Origin of the sequence: Vibrio gigantis (assembly GCF_024347515.1) — a bacterium.
Lineage (GTDB): Bacteria > Pseudomonadota > Gammaproteobacteria > Enterobacterales > Vibrionaceae > Vibrio > Vibrio gigantis.
In genome coordinates this window covers 1,858,300-1,875,179 of sequence record NZ_AP025493.1, presented here as the reverse complement: position 1 = coordinate 1,875,179, position 16,880 = coordinate 1,858,300, and the positions used below count along the sequence as shown (strand labels likewise).

Genomic DNA, 16,880 nt, shown 5'->3' with positions numbered 1-16,880 from the left:
CATGGAACTACCAACCAACTTAGCTTATGAGCGCTCCATCAACCCCTCCGACATTTGCTTTTTCGTTGTTTGGCCTGATGGTACGAAAGAACCTCTAAGATATACATCTCGCATTGCGCTTGGCCAAATGGAAACGGCCTCATTAGCCTATGACTCCCTAGGAAATATAAAAGAAACTGCGACTGCAGGAAAACTAGCACATGGTAATCCACACGCTGGTGACTTTTGTAGTGTCCCTTTCGGTTCTAGCCACATTGAATGCTTTTTCTCAATATCTTTCTCATCGGAATTGCGCAAGCCATACAAGTGCAACTCAAAAGAGGTCAAAGATACAATCATTAAGCTAATCGAACTCTATGAAAAACGCATCGGCTGGGAAGAGCTAGTATCAAGATATCTCATAAACGTCTGTAACGGGTCTTGGCTTTGGAAAAATACCAAGAGGGCGTACCGCCTTGACGTAGAACTATCACCTTGGCCTTGGTCTGAAAAACCTGTTTCATTTAAAAATATACGTACAGAGTACAGAGAAGAATCAGCATTTAAAGCTCACCAACAGTGGAGTGCAATCCGTCAGTTAGTTATTGATGCATTCAGCCAATCGGATGGACTAGCAATATTTGAAGTTAAAGCTAATCTGGTACTCCCAACAAATAGTGAGATTTACCCAAGCCAAGCATTTACTGAAAATGAAAATAAGAGCACAAACAAAGCAGGCAACAAGGCTCGAACATTCCAGAATACTCAAATCGAAAACACACGCTCTCCAATCATTGGTATTTACAAAGTAGGTGCTGCCATTGCAACAATTGATGATTGGTACCCGAACGCCCTTGAACCATTGCGAGTCAGTCGATTTGGCGTTCACAAAGGCGATGTGACTTGTTATCGTCATCCATCAACAGAGAAAGATTTGTTTACCATTCTTCAAAATGCGGAGCAATATATTGAACGCTTATCTGCACCAGGGAAACTGAGCCAAGAAGTTACTAATGACTTGCACTACTTAGTTGCTAATCTAATCAAAGGTGGAATGTTTCAGCATAAGGGTGATTAACTATGAACTGGTTCTATAAGACAGTGACTTTCTTTCCAGAGCGCTGTGACAATGAGGTACTCGCAGCAAAGTGTTTGAGCACTCTTCACGGGTTCAATTACAAGTATGATACGAGAAGTATTGGCGTTTCTTTTCCTGATTGGTGTGAAGATACTGTCGGCAAAAAGCTAACGTTTATCAGCACGAGTAAAGTTGAGCTCGATTTGTTACTTAAGCATCATTACTTTATTCAAATGAGACAGCTTAGCTATTTCGATATATCAGCAACGACGAAGATTCCCGCTAATTGCGAATATGCTGCGTTTACTCGGAATCAGTCAATCGACAAATCTTCTGCTGCAGGTCAAGCAAGAAAGCTGAGGCGACTTGAAAAACGTGCAATCGCTAGAGGGGAAGCTTTTAATCCCGCTCTACTTAAACAAAAAGAACTAATCGTTCTTCCTCATTACCATTCGCTCGAAGTAAGCAGTCAAAGCAAAAACAGTACCTTTCGGTTGAACATACAAATGAAGGCTACTCATAGCTTTGAAGGTAACTCGATGTTCAGCAGTTACGGATTGTCCAATACAGACAATTCGTATCAAGCAGTCCCCCTAATTTGACCCTATTTCCATCAACACTTTTAAGCTATTGAATTATAGAAGATTGATCACAGTGAGAAAAATAGGGTTACTTGACGCTAAATCTATTAACTGATTGATAAAGTTATACTATTCTTTAATTAGTAACAGTGAACTGCCGAATAGGTAGCTGATAATAGACTCTATATCGATGAGCATCACAATGTTGTGTGAACTGCCGAATAGGTAGAAGCCCCTTCGATATCAATTCTGTTGCTTCCAATCTCAAACCACTATTCAGTGGTTTGCTTTAGAAAAAAATGAGGACTATAATCCTCAAGGCTACTGCAAAGTAGTTGATAACAAACGAACCACATTCATTCGAGTTCCAGAGCAATTCACTGCTGAATAAGTAGATACTCTAAGACATGTAACTTAAGGCAATAAATCTCTCACATCACACTCAAGAACTTCGGCCAACTGATACGCTTTTTCGAGTGTGATGTTCACTTCTCCACGCTCAATCCTGCCAATATAACTTCGATCGATATCAGCCAACAAAGCTAGTTGGTCTTGAGAAACCTTCTTATCCCTGCGTTTCCCGCGTAATTTGGCCCCAAAGCGCTTTGCTAAGTCTTTCATTTAAAACGACTCTAAAAAACAAAAACTATCGCCTCTTGATGCATTTATTACCACGGACTATAATCCGCAAAAATTCACAAATAGATTCAACAATGAGTTCAAAAGTAAAAATTAATCAAGATATCTTTGATGCAATTAATCGATGCAATTCAAACCAGTTCAGCATTATTGAGATTAGAAGTTCGATTCAAAAAGAATCTGACCAGTATGAGAACAGTAGCGTTGCTCGACTTTTTGTAGCGAGGTCATTGGAGCGACTTCTCTCGTTAGGTGTATTACAGGCAACGGGGGAGGGTCGAAACAGAACGTTTTCAAAATCAGATAATTTTGATTCAACGCAATTTAACATTGTTCCTAGACGCAAAAAGGTCATAGCAAAAGAACAGGGACTAAAAATATCCGAATTAAATATAGCAAAAGCCCAATTAGAGGTTGAACGACAAGACATAACTGCGCAGCTCACAGTAACTCTTGCTGAGATTGATGAATACCAAAGCCTTATGCGACGCTTCAATTCCTTACAACCATTCATACAACCGAGTTACCAAGAAGCAACTAACAAGTCGGCAAAGCTAATGGCTCAATTGAATGTGTGGACAAACACTATATCTCTAATTAATCAAAATACTGGTGGTAAAAAAGAATGTTGAGGCGTTGGCAATCAGAGTGTATTGGAAACGCAATGGCCCACTACATTCAAGGAAACAAACATTTTTTAGCACAAGCCACACCAGGTGCAGGCAAAACATTTATGGCCGCCAATCTAGCTAAAGGCTTATTTGAACGCTCTATGATCGATTTCGTTATCTGCTTTTCTCCATCAAAGACTGTGTCATCGAGTATACAAAGTAACTTCTCCGAAACACTACAAGATGAAATGGATGGAAAGTTTGGCTCTCTAGGTACATCTATCACTTACCAATCAATAACACACCTAGATGACAAGTTCTGGAATAGGCTTTTAAAATATCGTGTACTTTGTGTTTTTGATGAAATACATCACTGCGGTGGTGATAATAATGAGAACAGCAATGTCTGGGGCCAACTGATTCTATGCAAGATTAAGAAAGTAGCCACTTATACACTCGCTTTAACTGGTACACCTTGGCGTTCAAATTTGACCCCCGTTGTACTCTCGTCATACAGCGATCCTGAGGGGACGATTGTATGTGATTATCAATACACACTAGCGCAAGCTGTCCAAGACGGCGTTTGCCGTAAACCAACGATTACGCTTATTGATTGTGATAAATCCTCGATTAAGTTAGATAATCATATTGAATCATTTAACTCATTCAATGAGCTTATATCTGAGAGTGAAATTAACTACTCTACTATTCTCAACAACAAACCTGCTTTGATTCATATTTTGGGAACAGCCGTTACTCGCTTGAAGAAAATTCGAAGTCAATCCCCATATGCCGGAGGCTTAATCGTAGCTACATCTGTCAATCACGCCATAGAAATAGCTTCACTACTCAAAAATACATTCAATCAAACAACCACGATAGTCACATACAAAAATGATGACTCCCAAGTCAGAATTAAACAATTTAGAACCGACTACACCGAGTGGATTGTGAGTGTTGGTATGGTCAGTGAGGGCACAGATATTCCGAGACTCCAAGTATGTTGCCATTTGAGCAACATAAAGACCGAACTCTACTTTCGCCAAATCCTTGGTCGTATACTCCGTATGACTTCATGCCCGAACCAAGAAGCATGGCTATATACTTTTGCCGCCCCAAAACTTATCGAATTTGCAGAAGAAGTTGAACGAGATATTCCAGATAGCTGTCGTTACTTGAGGAGGCCTCAGAAAAAACCAAACCAAGCACTAGAACACATAGCTACAAATTCAAATCTCCCCCTTAGTGATAATGGAGACAATACCGATAGTGTCTCCATCAATTTCTCTGGACGAATTGATCAGAGTGGTAGCACAGAATCGGAAAGCAACTCTGCCGAGATCGCGGACCTAACACTGACAAGCTTTAAACAACGAGTAATTGAAGCTTTCCAATATCTTTGATCCAGTGTGGTTAAATCTTATAAGTGACACGTCGAATTTTCAGCGAATCAACCCTCCACAATCTGACTTTTGGCCACTTCTTGTTTAGACCATTGTTATTTATCAGTTCGCCTAATCATTATTTGGCCTACTTTTCTTAACGTAGTATTATGTATTACACTTACTACATCCATTTAGGTGGAGTTTAAGGTGAATAAAGAAACGAAAAAGAATTTTGATAGAGTATTTCAGGAAGCACTAGCGCTGTTTGGAAGTGAAGAAGCTACTCATTACTGGCTTAAACACCCAGTTAGAGGACTAAGTAACAAACGGCCAATTGACATGCTTTCAACAACTGAAGACACTCAAGTCGTAATTAGTTTAATCGGTCGTTTAGAGCACGGAGTGTTTTCGTGACCTTTTGTAGTAGGTTTTGCCCAGAAAATAAGGACAACGCTCCTTAAGTAGTGTTGTGAACACCATTACATTACTCAAACATGTTCCCACCATTAAGCTTACTTTTTGATCTTGAATTAATGTTTTTCAGATAATCCTCCCATCCAATATCCTTTGGTGGAGGACGCAACATTTCCTCCGTCACCTTGACTCCGTTTTCAAAAGGGTTTTTCCATGTGTAGGTCTTGTTACTACATGTGAGCTCAGCAGCAACAACTAGATCTTCATAAATAATCGTGGCCCGATGATTATCAATGGCATTAACCGATGCTTGATAGATGAGGTTTCTCAGCGAACGCATATTACCTTCAGAAAAAGCATATAGTTTTTTCTGAAGGTTTTTCTCTGCTAACCCAGCCTCTTTGACAAAAGGTAATAATTTATCAAGATTTTCCAGAAATTTTTTGAATACACCTTCACCACCCTGATAGCTAAATGGGCGGAGTTCACACTGAATTGAGAATCGTCCATGCAGTTGTGAGTTTGCTTTCAATACAACCTTAGAATACGGCATACCAAAAAGAACAATTGGGCACTTCGTTCTATTGAGTATCATTTTGAGCCAATTGCCTACTTGTGTAAGAATGCGATTTGACCTCTCTTCAACTAAGTGCTGAAATTCATCAATAATGATCAACTTAACGCCAACCAAAGGTATCAAGTCAGTCAGTTTTTTCGTCAACCTCGCCAGATCAGTATCATAAAGCGCTAATGGGTCACCCATTTCAAGCAACAACTCTCTTGCTGCATCAATAGGCTTCGCATTGTCTGGTAATTCGATATGCAGAACAGGAACTATCTCTCCTCGCACTTTAGAATCACGATTATTTTGACTTAAATATTTTTTGATAACCGTCGTCTTGCCTACTCCCGATGCACCAAAGACCATCATACAAGTTGGCTCGGATTCAAAATCTGACAAATCCCTACATCTATCCATATAGCCCAAAATTTTCGTAACACTCGGCGTTGATACAAATGCTCTTTTGGCTTTTGAGATGCGCGCTTCTCGAGTTTCATTCATCTAATGATTTCTCAAACATAACCAATATCCCAATCTTCATTATCTACAATTACAATTTCTTCTTCGTCTTTCTGGGGTGGGACTAGCTTAGTATTGCTGATGCTCTTTGCTCTTGCGCTATTTTCCTGATGCCTAGCTCCACGCCTCCGAGATCTAATTTTCTTTGTTTCAAGAATTGAACGATCAGCAATTTCTTCAATTTTGATCTCTGCATCGATTTCCTTATCTTCGTCATATTCTGCTGAATTTAATTCTGCTAGATACTTAATATTGTATTTATGCTGCCACAGAGAGACTCCACTAGCATATTCATAATCTATAGCATTAACCGTGAAGTATTCGTTCACATCTTCATCTAACACCCAAATGACCGCCATACACTCTGTATTATATTTGAACTGCACTTTATGATTCCCTTTCTTACCTCTGTACCCAGCTAAACGTTCACTGCTGTATGTCAGTCCTTTGTAGACGGTTACACCTGCTTTGGTTAGTTGTTTGCTATCAACAATAGCGAATTTAAAGTCCAACTCATCTTTAGAACCAGAAAACTCTTCAGGCTCCCATTCTTGGCACCCATTTCGCCAAGCGATATTCGGACAATTAGTGCCTCTCTGGTTAGAGTCTTTATGATAAATATCTACTAACCAAATTAAGTAAATTTCTTGAATTTCATCTAGTGTAAGAGTAGCTTCACCCACTGAATCATAACCCTCTCTCTGAAGGTATTGACTAAAAGCTTTCCCTGGTAAATCGTCTAATAGAGAAGTATTGATCGTCCCGTATTTACGTTCGACATCAGGCTTATTGTCAGGCACTTCGACTCTGTTTTGATGAACATTGATCAACAGTGACTCACATGCTTTATCAAAGGCTTTAGACAAAAATTCTTTACCATTATCAGTTACGAGCAAGTCAGGGATACCGTAACATAGCCATTCATTTTCAATTGATTCATATGAAGACAATAAGTCATCTTTGCGTTGTATTGCATTTTTTAGGGCTAACGATACCGATACGTAACTGGGTGGCTCAAAACCTAAATAAAAACCAATTACGGCTTTACTATAACAATCTACTAACTGCGTGAGCCAAGGTCTTCCTAAAGTAACTCGATGTACTGGGTGTACCGCAAATATATCAACCATTGTATGGTCTATTTCCACCCGCTCTAATACGGCCGAGGTTGTTATCTTCTTTCCCATACGGCGGAATTCTCTTTTAGCAACTCGTTCGCCTTTCTTTGCTGCTAATACTTCGAAGGGAGTCTTCTTTTTAACCCGTATTCTTACAGACTCGTATTTAGGGTATGGATACTTTGTACCGTGCGTTAAGTTATATTGTCGAACTTTACGCTTAACTCGCCTGTGTGCCGAGCTGATATTGATCTTTCGACCAGAAATAACTCTTTCAACTGCTTGTTCTATTATCGAATCAACAATTGGTGAAACTTTAGCCCCCCTATTTCCTCTACTTTTAAAGTCAGGAGCTAAACTAACCGGGTTATAACCGGAGGCTCTGAAAACTAACCACCACCTGTATATTGATATCGCACTTGGAATATTTTTGTCGTGTAACTGTTGCAGTGCGACGCGATATGGTTCGATTGTCTTGGGAGTGATTTTTTCGCACTTACCAGCTAAAAAACGAAGAATGCTTAGACGAAAAGTAATCTGATTGGCTATATTTTCAGGAAATGCGGATATATCTTGATATGTTGCTTCATCGACATCGTTGGAATCAACGACTCTATCATTCTGCTCAAGTTTTTCTTGCTGAAGTGCTGACTTCCTATGAAAACTTGAAAATGATTTCTTAGGCATAACAACCCAATTCAAATTCAGACTCAAGTGATAGTGGGGTCTCTAAGCTCGTCTGGAGGAGGTTTCGAGAGAGTAAATCACACAGGAATGGTAATATTTTTCTTCCATTTAAGCCAAGGTGATGCCCTAAACTCTTTGCTGTTTGCGTACCATTCCGTTTCAAAGTAGTAAGGAGAATTTGATGGAAGTCGTTCAAGTTATCTCTTGAGGCATATCTATGCAAAAGCTTAAGGTTGTTAAATATGACCACATCCAGTATTTCTTCCTCTACAACCAGCTCTAGATCTAACCCTATCTCAAACGCACCTTGAACTTTTGCTTCCCATTCACAATGAAATTCCTCTTTTGAACTTTCCTTGTCGGACTTTACCTCGTACAACCTATATTCACCAGTATCAAATTGAACTAGAAAGTCTGGAACATAAGTATGGGTCTTACCATTTAGGCTGTATGAAAACCTTATCGGTTGAGAACAAAAGCGAACGATACTAGGTTCGAAATCAAAATGATAACAAGCGGCACATTCTAAAAAAGATTCTACCGTGACTCTTTTTCCCATCTTAGCACTGACGTAACGGTGTATGTTTTTTCCACGTGATTTAGTTAAGTTTCTAGCAGGAGTGTCAAACGCAGTTTCAAGTTCAAGCAGGGTGGCTATAGAAAGGAAAGGTAGAGCAGACATAATATTGCCTCTTCACGATTTTGTCGTAAACTTACACAAGTTTAGACCATGAAGAGGCAATATCAAATTATGGCTGTACCAAAAATCAATATATGGTTGTAAATATCAATTTATGGATGTTTCAACATAAACTATTCGAATTCGTTCAGATTACTCTTTACCGAATACGTTGTTTTCTTGCTCTTGTACACGGATGAAAGTAGTACGCTTAGTTAGCTCTTTAAGCTTCGCTGCGCCTACGTATGTACAAGTTGAACGTACACCACCAAGGATGTCAGAAATTGTGTTGTGAACTGAGCCACGGAATGGAAGCAAAACAGTTTTACCTTCAGCTGCGCGGTACTTAGCAACACCACCAGAGTGCTTGTCCATAGCCGACTGAGATGACATGCCGTAAAACTTCATGTACTGCTTACCGTCTTGCTCTACTACTTCTCCGCCTGATTCAGAGTGACCTGCTAGCATGCCGCCTAGCATTACGAAGTCAGCACCACCGCCGAACGCTTTAGATACGTCACCCGCACATGAACAGCCACCGTCACCGATGATCATGCCGCCAAGGCCGTGTGCCGCGTCGCCACACTCGATGATTGCAGAAAGTTGAGGGTAACCTACACCTGTTTTAACACGAGTAGTACAAACCGAACCAGGGCCGATACCAACCTTAACGATGTCTGCGCCCGCTAGGATAAGCTCTTCAACCATGTCACCTGTTACAACGTTACCAGCAGAGATAACTTTGTTCGGGAATTCTGCACGTACTTTTTGTACGTACTCAACTAGGTGCTCTGAGTAGCCGTTAGCGATATCAATACAGATAAATACGAAGTCTTCGCTAAGTGCCATGATTTGCTTAGTCTTCTCAAACTCAGCTTCAGAGGTACCAGTTGAAACAAATACGTTGTTCAGTGTTTTCTTGTCTGCTGTTTTAGCGAACTCAGCCCACTGCTCTACCGTGTAGTGCTTGTGTACTGCAGTCATAACACCGTGCTCTGCTAGAGCAGCTGCCATTTCAAAGCTTGCTACCGAATCCATGTTAGCTGCAATTACTGGAGTACCAGACCATTGACGACCGCTATGCTTGAATGTAAAATCGCGGGTTAATTCAACTTGAGAACGGCTTTTAAGGGTAGAACGCTTCGGACGGAAGAGTACATCTTTGAAACCTAACTTAAGTTCTTGTTCGATACGCATGGTGTTTTCCTTGATTCATAAAATTATGTGTCTCTCGCGAAATGCGTAGTAAAACCGTTGGCAGACGAGTTTACTTTTCTTCGGACACAAAAAAACCGGAGCGTTGGCAGACGCTCCGGTTTTCAGTATTATAGGTCGCGATTTATTAACTGCAAGACTGATATTTCAAGTTTTTTTGTGATACAGTTCGGTTAAGTTGCATACCCAAACAACCCCCACTTCCGATAAAATCACGTTTATTCCCTTTAAAACAAACAGTTAACCAGCTCAAAACAAAACGTTTGCGCAAACCTTTGCCTAGCTCAAGTTACCCTCACACAACTATTCACTCATTATTTGTCACTATCCTTCTATTTTCGCGAGCTAAGTCTGTCTATTTCCCCAACTTTCAGTCTCATTATTTCTCAAAAAAAAACTATAATTTTTCAATGAAATTCTCTTTCTCGCCTGAAGTGTTCAGTTTTTAGTCACAAAGCCGGAACACGATTCACTCATTTATAAATTACCGCTTTGTATGACTCTGTCTTGTGCTTTGTTAGGAGCTTCACTACCGCCAAAAGCCCAAAAGGATCTTTTTATACAAACCTAGGTGCGACGGTTGTATCAGACGGTTCAGATTCAGAAAACGGGGGACTTCGCACAACTTGGTTATAGCCACTACCTATCTCCCTTCCTCTCAGTCGATGTCAACTATCGTCATACTGCCACGAATAACGGCAGTATCTCTTCTACTAATGATGGGGTTTCATCAAAATATGAATCTTATGGTGCAGGGCTTAAAATCCAAAGAGGGCTAGGTGGTTTGGAAGTTTATGGTGTGGGTCGCGCCAGTTACATTAATTCTGAAGTGACACGCTGGAGTGTTGCAGATAATGCAGTAAAAACCACCAGCGATAGTAGTTGTTGAATCCTATGAGAACACAGGTGTTACATTTTCAGTACAAAGTCCCCATTAGTACTCGATGCAAGCGTTAGCTATCAATGGTTGCCTGGTAGTGAAGGAGCGACTTCATTTTATGGTGGCGTTTGCCTCAGGTTTTAATCTTGCTGACATCATATTCATATGTCAGTTTCGCCTAACAGCCATGTTCCTTCTACTGTATCCCATCACCGGAATTATTCATTGTTTACTTCGAGCTTTTAAATTTCTCACAATACATATGGGATGGCATACTAAATATGTTACTATATGGCATACTATTAACGCCACATTCGGAGAGCTCATGCTATTGCCATCTCGCCTACTATTATTAAGCCCTTTAGCTACTTTATGCTTTAATGCAAATGCTGCTAAACCTGCTCACGACGTTTATTCAGAATTAGGTGGCTCTTCCATAAGTAACGGAAACACAACTACCCAAGCAATCCATAGTAAATTTGGCTTCTACTATTATGTAACCCCATTTATCGCACTGGATGTAAACTGGAACCAAGCTAACAGTTATACCGATGGACCTAAAACTAAGGACTTTGGTTCTAAATACCAAGGGCTCGGTGCTGCTGTAAAAGTACAGCAGCCTATTATGAAAAACTTCAGCCTATACGCCAAAGGCGGAGCAAGTTATATCACCTTTACTGAGAGCCAATGGGATAACAATATAGGTTCTCACGTAGATACAAAAGAATCAGGACTCTACCCAAATGCTTCTATTGGTGCTGACATGCGAACACCGTGGAAAAATTTCTCTGTGAATGCTAATTATAATTATCAAATGCTACAAGATGACTATAATGCTTCAACTTTTAGTATTGGCTTTAATTACCACTTTAAGTAAGCGCATCTACTAACCACTAGTCAATTACTCTCCGATACAAATGCAAAATAGCCAAGGCCTTCACTTTGGCTATTTTGTAAATAAGCTTAGCGCCAATAACTTTACGATATCAACGCTTCTGCCGTTGCATCCTGAATAGACAGGAACAGTGAGGTAACTTGGCCTGTTGGCGAACGCATCGGGTTAAGTGTCACGTTCTGATACATGAAGTCAGCCTGTTGGGTTACAGGCCTAACGTTACGACACTTAAACAGATAAGGCCTTTGTTGCCATGTAATGAAGCTGCGACAACCTAAATCGTAAACCGGCTTAGTCTTAAGCCTAAACCACTCTTCAGGGATTTCAGGGAACAGTTCAAAGATAGACTTACCGATAGCATCATGTGATTGCTTACCGCTATGGTGCGTCATGAAGCCATTCCAAACTTGTACCTGAAAGTCACGGTTAATGACCACCAGCCCCATATCGACGTTTTGGACCATGTCCACCATCCAGTGGAACTGTTCAAATTCAGCAGGAAGATTCAGCATATTAAAACTCCTCCATTAGGTAGGCCAACTTGTTGTCTAGAAGAGGCAGAGATTCGTCAACGAACATAAACAGAAGGTCACAACGGATGGACGTTCCATCAATGTTATAACTGACTTCGAAGGTCATGGTCTTCTTAAACGAGCCACTGGTATTCTCAATCACAGAATCAATCGAGATGTGTTGCCCTAATAGAACAGGTGAACTCTGGAAGAAGCGAACCTCAGATTGCTCCCCTAACCCATTCAAGAATGAGCCGACTAGGATATTCGATACATCCATCAGCAGTTCTAGTTCTTCAAGCTGCTCGCTTTCGGTTGGCACCTTCATGAGCTTCTTAAGATCGCTCACGCTTGAGTCACTCAGTAATACTAATGCTTCACCTGCTATGCCTTCTCCGCTGAAGCCTTGGCAAACACCCGACACTTGGTCGTTGTCTGCTAGGTCGCGAAGTGCCATGTGCAATTCACTCACTTCGAAGATGTTCACGTTCGGCAGTGGTAAATGAACAAATACATTAAAGTGGCGCGCTAATGCATCAGCAGCACGGCCTATCGCCACGTTAGCGACTTCCATATAAATGTCACGTCGGCGAAGTATTGGGAGTTCTAAAGGCGAAGGCGTAATGAGTTGAGGCTGTTTTGGCGGCTCAACATGCTCACGTAAAATGGCTTTTAACGCTTCTTTATCGATCGGCTTTTGCAAAAACGCTTTAGCACCAAGGTCCATGACCTTCTGCTGCGCTTTTGGTTGGATATCACCAGAAACCACCACAACAGGCGTGGTATCACCCAAACGTTGCATCTCTTCCAATGTGCCATAGCCATCTAGTTCTGGCATGGTGAGGTCGAGGAACATCAGTTTGAACTGGTTTTGAGCTAACTCTTCAAGTGCATTAAGCCCATGAACAGCAAAAGTTATATCTGCATTTAGAGAACTAGGCAGTGATCGAGCCATCTGCTTCCTTGCTAACGCAGAATCATCACATATAAGAACTGGGAACGACATAAATGCACCACCGAAAAATTAAAGCTAATTCGAACGAGTGTAACAGAACATTATGGTATCAGGTACGGGGTGAATGGATTTATGTGCAGATTATTAGTAAGAATGATGATACAGGTGGGTAAGCTATTATCTCGCGTTATTCCTTATGAAAAACAATATGCTACAAAGACAATAACAACTCAATATTATTGAACATTAACACTATTTTATTAAATAGCAGCCTTAATAAGTGAGTTTATTAAGGCTCGGTTTACTCATGCACTTATCGCTTTGATATAGCCAATATCTGAGAACTAATGCCAGATGTCTTATACATTAGAGCAAATACAAAAAAGCTAGAACTGATAGGTCGGCCATAGTATCAACAAGGCGAAACGGATAATCACAGCAAAAACCAATAACGCGATACCGAGTCGGTACCATTTATATTCGGCTATGTTCATTGGGATACGCTTGTAGAACATCGTAATCACGCCTTTCCAGTCGCTACTACGTCTTCCGTACTGCATCATGCTCGTAAAAACAAACAGTGCGCCAAGCACTAACATTCCTTTTTCAGCCCAGAACAATCCAACTTCCATTTGCGTATTCCTTGATAAAACGATGAGCGACTTAAGTCATTCTAGTCACCTTTTAGCTCGGTTTCTGTAAGACCAAGGTCTAACTCGTTCCGTGCTTAGATGAACGTAACTAAATGAACACAATTAGCTCAGCGGATTAAACTGAACGACATGTTCATATCGAGTTCAGCTTCCTCACCTATACTCACGTTTCCACTAACAGGAGAAACTCAATGAAATCACTGAAAAAGTCGCTTTGTGTATTAACTGCTTCAGCCTTACTCGTTACCGCTCCGTTTGTGAGTGCTTCATCACCACAACAACCGCCACAGCCAGCAGTGAGCCCACTGCAAATGGTTATTGCTTCTTTAAATTTAAGCAAAGAACAACATTCGGAAGTCATCTCCCTCATTGAAGACTACCAATCTGATAGAACAAAAATCGATATGGATAGTGCGATAGAACTTAAGAAAAAGCAGATCGCCTTAGTGACTCAGCCTGAGTTTGATGAAGCTGAGATGGAAAAGGTCATCGACACCGTTCAAGCCACTGAGAAGTCGATGGTGATGCAAGAAATGCGTCTTAAGAACAACATCTACAACGTATTAACTGAAGAGCAAAAAGAGCAATTTAAGACGCTGATGAAGTCCGCGCTCTCTGGCGGAAAGTAATTTGGTAGAGATTTGGTAGAGAATAGTCTGGGAATAAGTCATCTGGTAGAAACTAGCGCCCCCTAATCCTGATATTGATTCACTCCCCCAAGAATCTATTAGGGCGTGTTGATCTTTCGAGCTGATTTTTGCAGCGAGTTGCTGGGTATTTATACAAGGCAGAGACTTTGATGTGTAGCTAGCCTACATGAGAAGCCGATAACGCAGTAGAAATGACCAGCAAACGCTGCCCGGAGGGTTCGGCTAAAAGCGTTTTACTCTTTGTTGAGGGAAATTTGCTTAGAATGACTAGGCCACTTCTCCCTCGCCGCGATTAAAACGCTTTTATCTCGAACAAAATTTAACCACGAAAGATCAACACGCCCTAGATAAACAAAAGCCACAGACTTTGCTGTGGCTTTTTTGTATTTCGGTAAAGCTTAAGAGTAAGCTGAACAATCTAAGTCTGGTGTCTTGCTGCTCTTGTTAAGAACGACCATCAAATGAATAAGCAGCAGAATACCTGTCACACCTAAGCCAACGCCGATCCCGCCCCAGATCCCTGCTAGCTCGAATTTCGGCATCAAGTACCAAGCAGCAGGCAGGCCAAACATCCAGTAACCAATGGCTGTCATCACGGTCGGCATAGAGACAATCTTCATCCCTCTTAGCAGGTTAATCGCCAACAGTTGCCAAGCATCAACAATAAAGCACAACGCCACTACCCAGATAACAGAAGCTAATAGCGATGTCATAGCGCCAGTACTGTCGTCTAACTTAAAGATAGAAGCGATCATTTCAGGCCATAGGATGAACACCGCAGACAAGGCGACACTCAAGACTGACACCAATATAAAGCTTTGAATCGAGGTTCTCTTGATGCCTTCGTAGTTGCCTGCGCCATAATCACGGCCAACCAAAATTGCGGCAGCTTGCGAGAAACCGAAATTGAAGTTCCAAGTAAAGCTTAAGCATTGCAACAAGATTTGGTGTAGCGCTAAAGAGGCAATACTGATCGTCCCTGCCATCAAAGTGCCACCGTAAATCAAGCCGTGTTCAAGTAAAGCCGCTAAGCCGATAGGTAGACCCATCAACAACAACGGACTCATCAGCTTGATGGAGTACTCTTCGGTATTTAGCCAAGGTGCGAACTGTTTGAACTCGTCGCGTTTGAACACCCAAACCGTGTATCCAACCATCACGATAAATGCAGCAATAGCCGTCCCCAAACCTAAGCCTGTTAAACCCATATCTAACTGGAACGTGAGGAAGTAGCTCACTGGCACATTCAAAATCACTGTGATAATCGACATCACCAGAATAGAACGCACATTGCCAAACGCACTGGTTAAGCCACGCAGCACCAATAAGATAAGCGAAGGCAACATCACCCATTTTAGGGCGTGCACATATTCCATAGCCAAGGTGATCACTTCTTGAGGTTGTTTCGCGGCTTCCAACACCAGCGGAGCAAACCAGAAGCTCGCCATTAAGGTCACGCTGAGCACGAATGCCAACATGGTTGCGCCTTTCACCGCCAATCTGATTTGTGTATTACCAAACTCTGGGCGTGCCACGCGCTGACCATAAGCAATAGCGATCAGGTTTGCGACACAACCGACTGTGCTGCTCGCAATAATAAAGATGAAGAAGTAGATAGAGGCACCTAAGCCACCAGCCGCTAGGGCTGACACGCTGATTCGCGACATCATCCAAACATCAGTAAGGACTAAAGCCATGGATATCAGCTGTGAAATGATCAAAGGGAATGCAAGAGTGAGTATTTTTTTCATGAGCGCCTCAGTTAATTTCGCCCAAAATACGATCGATGGGGCTGGCGTTCAATTGATAAATTTGCGACTCTAACATTCCAAAAACTCATGCGAACGAATTATGACCCCATATCCTAGCTTGCCATCCTCCCATAATGGCTTAAAAGCCTTCGAAGCGGCTGCAAGGCTGATGAGCTTTACGCTGGCTGCCGACGAGCTCAACGTGACACAGAGTGCAATCAGCCGTCAGATCAAACAGCTTGAAGATGAGCTGAACGCATCTTTGATCATTCGTAAGCATCGAGCGATTGAATTAACGGTACAAGGTCATGATTTGTATGTCGCTTTGCGAGAAAGCTACGGCAATATCGAAGCAGTTATCGCCTCTTGGAGTGAGCCGAAACAGAAACGCATAGTGATCAAAGCAACCTTGAGTTTTGCTACGCGCGTGTTGATCTCTAAGGTTCGTGAATTAAACGAGCGTTACCCAGATTACGAGATCGTGATCGTTCCTGTGATTGAAGAAGATGAAGCGATCAACAGCAGCGAATACGACTTGTTGATCTTCCACACTCGATTCAAAAAACGCTATGACAACGCACCTGACATCACTTTCTTACGTGAAGAGTTCATGGCGCCAGTCTGCTCCACGAGCTTAACAAATGCTGTTGGTTTGACTAAGAAAGATACCGACCTTGATTCGATCTTAACCATGCCACGGCTGCACCCGACCTTAGATCACCATGATTGGAAGGTATGGCTAGCCGATGTCGAATCACCTCCGAAGAAGCCCGTCAGAAATACCAGCTTCTTGTCTTTGGATATGGCGCTCAGTGCGTGCTTATCGGGTGAAGGCGTCACGGTGACGGATCTGCTTTTAGTTTTGCAGGATCTCCAGCGCGGCTTCTTGTATTGCCCAGAGAATGCCAAGATCCAGAACAGTGCTTGGACCTATTTCATCCACCAGCGCACTCACTCGCCATTGATCAGTGGTTTGATTGATTGGCTTAAAATAGAGACAGCGAAAGAGATCGAATTGTTGAAAGCACTCTCCCATCAAAATCATTGGTCTGGTGTTATCCAAGATCATTAAGGGATCTGTGCCTAAGATTTAGAAATCGCATTAACCTTATCATTT

At 41.7% G+C, this 16,880-nt stretch carries 18 protein-coding genes; 9 read left to right on the top strand and 9 right to left on the bottom strand.

All coding sequences use genetic code 11. The features are described from left to right. Position 1: 1 nt before the first annotated feature. Together csy3 and cas6f are read left to right on the top strand one after the other, a co-directional pair. Positions 2 to 1,057 (top strand): type I-F CRISPR-associated protein Csy3, encoded by a 1,056-nt coding sequence (gene csy3 / locus OCV56_RS24355; RefSeq protein WP_086712128.1) that lies wholly within the window; start codon positions 2 to 4, stop codon positions 1,055 to 1,057. A 2-nt stretch (positions 1,058 to 1,059) separates the two neighbouring features. Beyond that, positions 1,060 to 1,659, top strand: a complete 600-nt coding sequence (gene cas6f / locus OCV56_RS24350) for a type I-F CRISPR-associated endoribonuclease Cas6/Csy4 (protein ID WP_086712129.1) — start codon at positions 1,060 to 1,062, stop codon at positions 1,657 to 1,659. Positions 1,660 to 2,052: 393 nt separating this feature from the next. Here cas6f and OCV56_RS24345 read toward each other — a convergent pair whose 3' ends face one another. Next, entirely contained in the window at positions 2,053 to 2,259 is a 207-nt protein-coding gene (locus OCV56_RS24345) for a helix-turn-helix domain-containing protein (RefSeq protein ID WP_086712130.1), read from the bottom strand. 92 nt (positions 2,260 to 2,351) lie between these two features. On the opposite strand from OCV56_RS24345, the gene OCV56_RS24340 reads away from it, so the two are divergent. The 3 genes from OCV56_RS24340 (at position 2,352) to OCV56_RS24330 (ending at position 4,687) form a co-directional block, all read left to right on the top strand. Then, positions 2,352 to 2,909, top strand: coding sequence for a hypothetical protein (locus OCV56_RS24340; RefSeq protein ID WP_016795647.1), 558 nt, complete (start codon positions 2,352 to 2,354; stop codon positions 2,907 to 2,909). Positions 2,910 to 2,941: 32 nt separating this feature from the next. Next, positions 2,942 to 4,291, top strand: a complete 1,350-nt coding sequence (locus tag OCV56_RS24335) for a DEAD/DEAH box helicase (RefSeq protein WP_228761235.1) — start codon at positions 2,942 to 2,944, stop codon at positions 4,289 to 4,291. Between the two features lie 189 nt (positions 4,292 to 4,480). After that, positions 4,481 to 4,687, top strand: coding sequence for an antitoxin Xre/MbcA/ParS toxin-binding domain-containing protein (locus OCV56_RS24330; RefSeq protein WP_086712132.1), 207 nt, complete (start codon positions 4,481 to 4,483; stop codon positions 4,685 to 4,687). Positions 4,688 to 4,757: 70 nt separating this feature from the next. Here the strand turns inward: OCV56_RS24330 and OCV56_RS24325 are convergent, their stop codons facing one another. From OCV56_RS24325 to OCV56_RS24310, 4 genes are all read right to left on the bottom strand, one after another. Then, positions 4,758 to 5,750: a TniB family NTP-binding protein gene (locus tag OCV56_RS24325; RefSeq protein WP_086712133.1), complete on the bottom strand. Its 993-nt coding sequence runs from the start codon at positions 5,748 to 5,750 to the stop codon at positions 4,758 to 4,760. Between the two features lie 11 nt (positions 5,751 to 5,761). Next, complete coding sequence (locus tag OCV56_RS24320) at positions 5,762 to 7,573, bottom strand: integrase catalytic domain-containing protein (protein ID WP_086712134.1); 1,812 nt, start codon at positions 7,571 to 7,573, stop codon at positions 5,762 to 5,764. After that, entirely contained in the window at positions 7,566 to 8,255 is a 690-nt protein-coding gene (locus OCV56_RS24315) for a TnsA endonuclease N-terminal domain-containing protein (RefSeq protein WP_086712135.1), read from the bottom strand. Before OCV56_RS24315 ends, OCV56_RS24320 begins: the two co-directional genes overlap by 8 nt. 150 nt (positions 8,256 to 8,405) lie before the next feature. Continuing rightward, a complete protein-coding gene (locus OCV56_RS24310) occupies positions 8,406 to 9,449 on the bottom strand; it encodes a GMP reductase (RefSeq protein ID WP_048659894.1) in 1,044 nt (347 codons plus the stop codon). A gap of 598 nt (positions 9,450 to 10,047) precedes the next feature. Between OCV56_RS24310 and OCV56_RS24305 the strand changes: the two genes are divergently transcribed. Both OCV56_RS24305 and OCV56_RS24300 read left to right on the top strand, forming a co-directional pair. Beyond that, positions 10,048 to 10,356, top strand: a complete 309-nt coding sequence (locus OCV56_RS24305) for a hypothetical protein (RefSeq protein ID WP_086712136.1) — start codon at positions 10,048 to 10,050, stop codon at positions 10,354 to 10,356. Between the two features lie 316 nt (positions 10,357 to 10,672). Then, positions 10,673 to 11,224, top strand: coding sequence for an outer membrane beta-barrel protein (locus OCV56_RS24300; protein ID WP_158094614.1), 552 nt, complete (start codon positions 10,673 to 10,675; stop codon positions 11,222 to 11,224). A gap of 101 nt (positions 11,225 to 11,325) precedes the next feature. On the opposite strand, the gene OCV56_RS24295 is transcribed toward OCV56_RS24300, so the two are convergent. From OCV56_RS24295 to OCV56_RS24285, 3 genes are all read right to left on the bottom strand, one after another. Further along, entirely contained in the window at positions 11,326 to 11,754 is a 429-nt protein-coding gene (locus OCV56_RS24295; RefSeq protein WP_086712138.1) for a PAS domain-containing protein, read from the bottom strand. A 1-nt stretch (position 11,755) separates the two neighbouring features. Further along, positions 11,756 to 12,760 (bottom strand): response regulator, encoded by a 1,005-nt coding sequence (locus tag OCV56_RS24290; protein ID WP_010430576.1) that lies wholly within the window; start codon positions 12,758 to 12,760, stop codon positions 11,756 to 11,758. A gap of 335 nt (positions 12,761 to 13,095) precedes the next feature. Beyond that, positions 13,096 to 13,341: a hypothetical protein gene (locus OCV56_RS24285; RefSeq protein ID WP_086712139.1), complete on the bottom strand. Its 246-nt coding sequence runs from the start codon at positions 13,339 to 13,341 to the stop codon at positions 13,096 to 13,098. A gap of 212 nt (positions 13,342 to 13,553) precedes the next feature. Here OCV56_RS24285 and OCV56_RS24280 point away from each other — a divergent pair, with 212 nt between their 5' ends. After that, on the top strand, positions 13,554 to 13,991 hold the full coding sequence (locus OCV56_RS24280) for a Spy/CpxP family protein refolding chaperone (RefSeq protein ID WP_086712140.1): 438 nt from the start codon (positions 13,554 to 13,556) through the stop codon (positions 13,989 to 13,991). 419 nt (positions 13,992 to 14,410) lie between these two features. On the opposite strand, the gene OCV56_RS24275 is transcribed toward OCV56_RS24280, so the two are convergent. Further along, on the bottom strand, positions 14,411 to 15,763 hold the full coding sequence (locus OCV56_RS24275) for an MATE family efflux transporter (protein WP_086712141.1): 1,353 nt from the start codon (positions 15,761 to 15,763) through the stop codon (positions 14,411 to 14,413). A gap of 100 nt (positions 15,764 to 15,863) precedes the next feature. Between OCV56_RS24275 and OCV56_RS24270 the strand changes: the two genes are divergently transcribed. Beyond that, complete coding sequence (locus OCV56_RS24270) at positions 15,864 to 16,835, top strand: LysR family transcriptional regulator (protein WP_086712142.1); 972 nt, start codon at positions 15,864 to 15,866, stop codon at positions 16,833 to 16,835. The last annotated feature ends 45 nt before the right edge of the window (positions 16,836 to 16,880 follow it).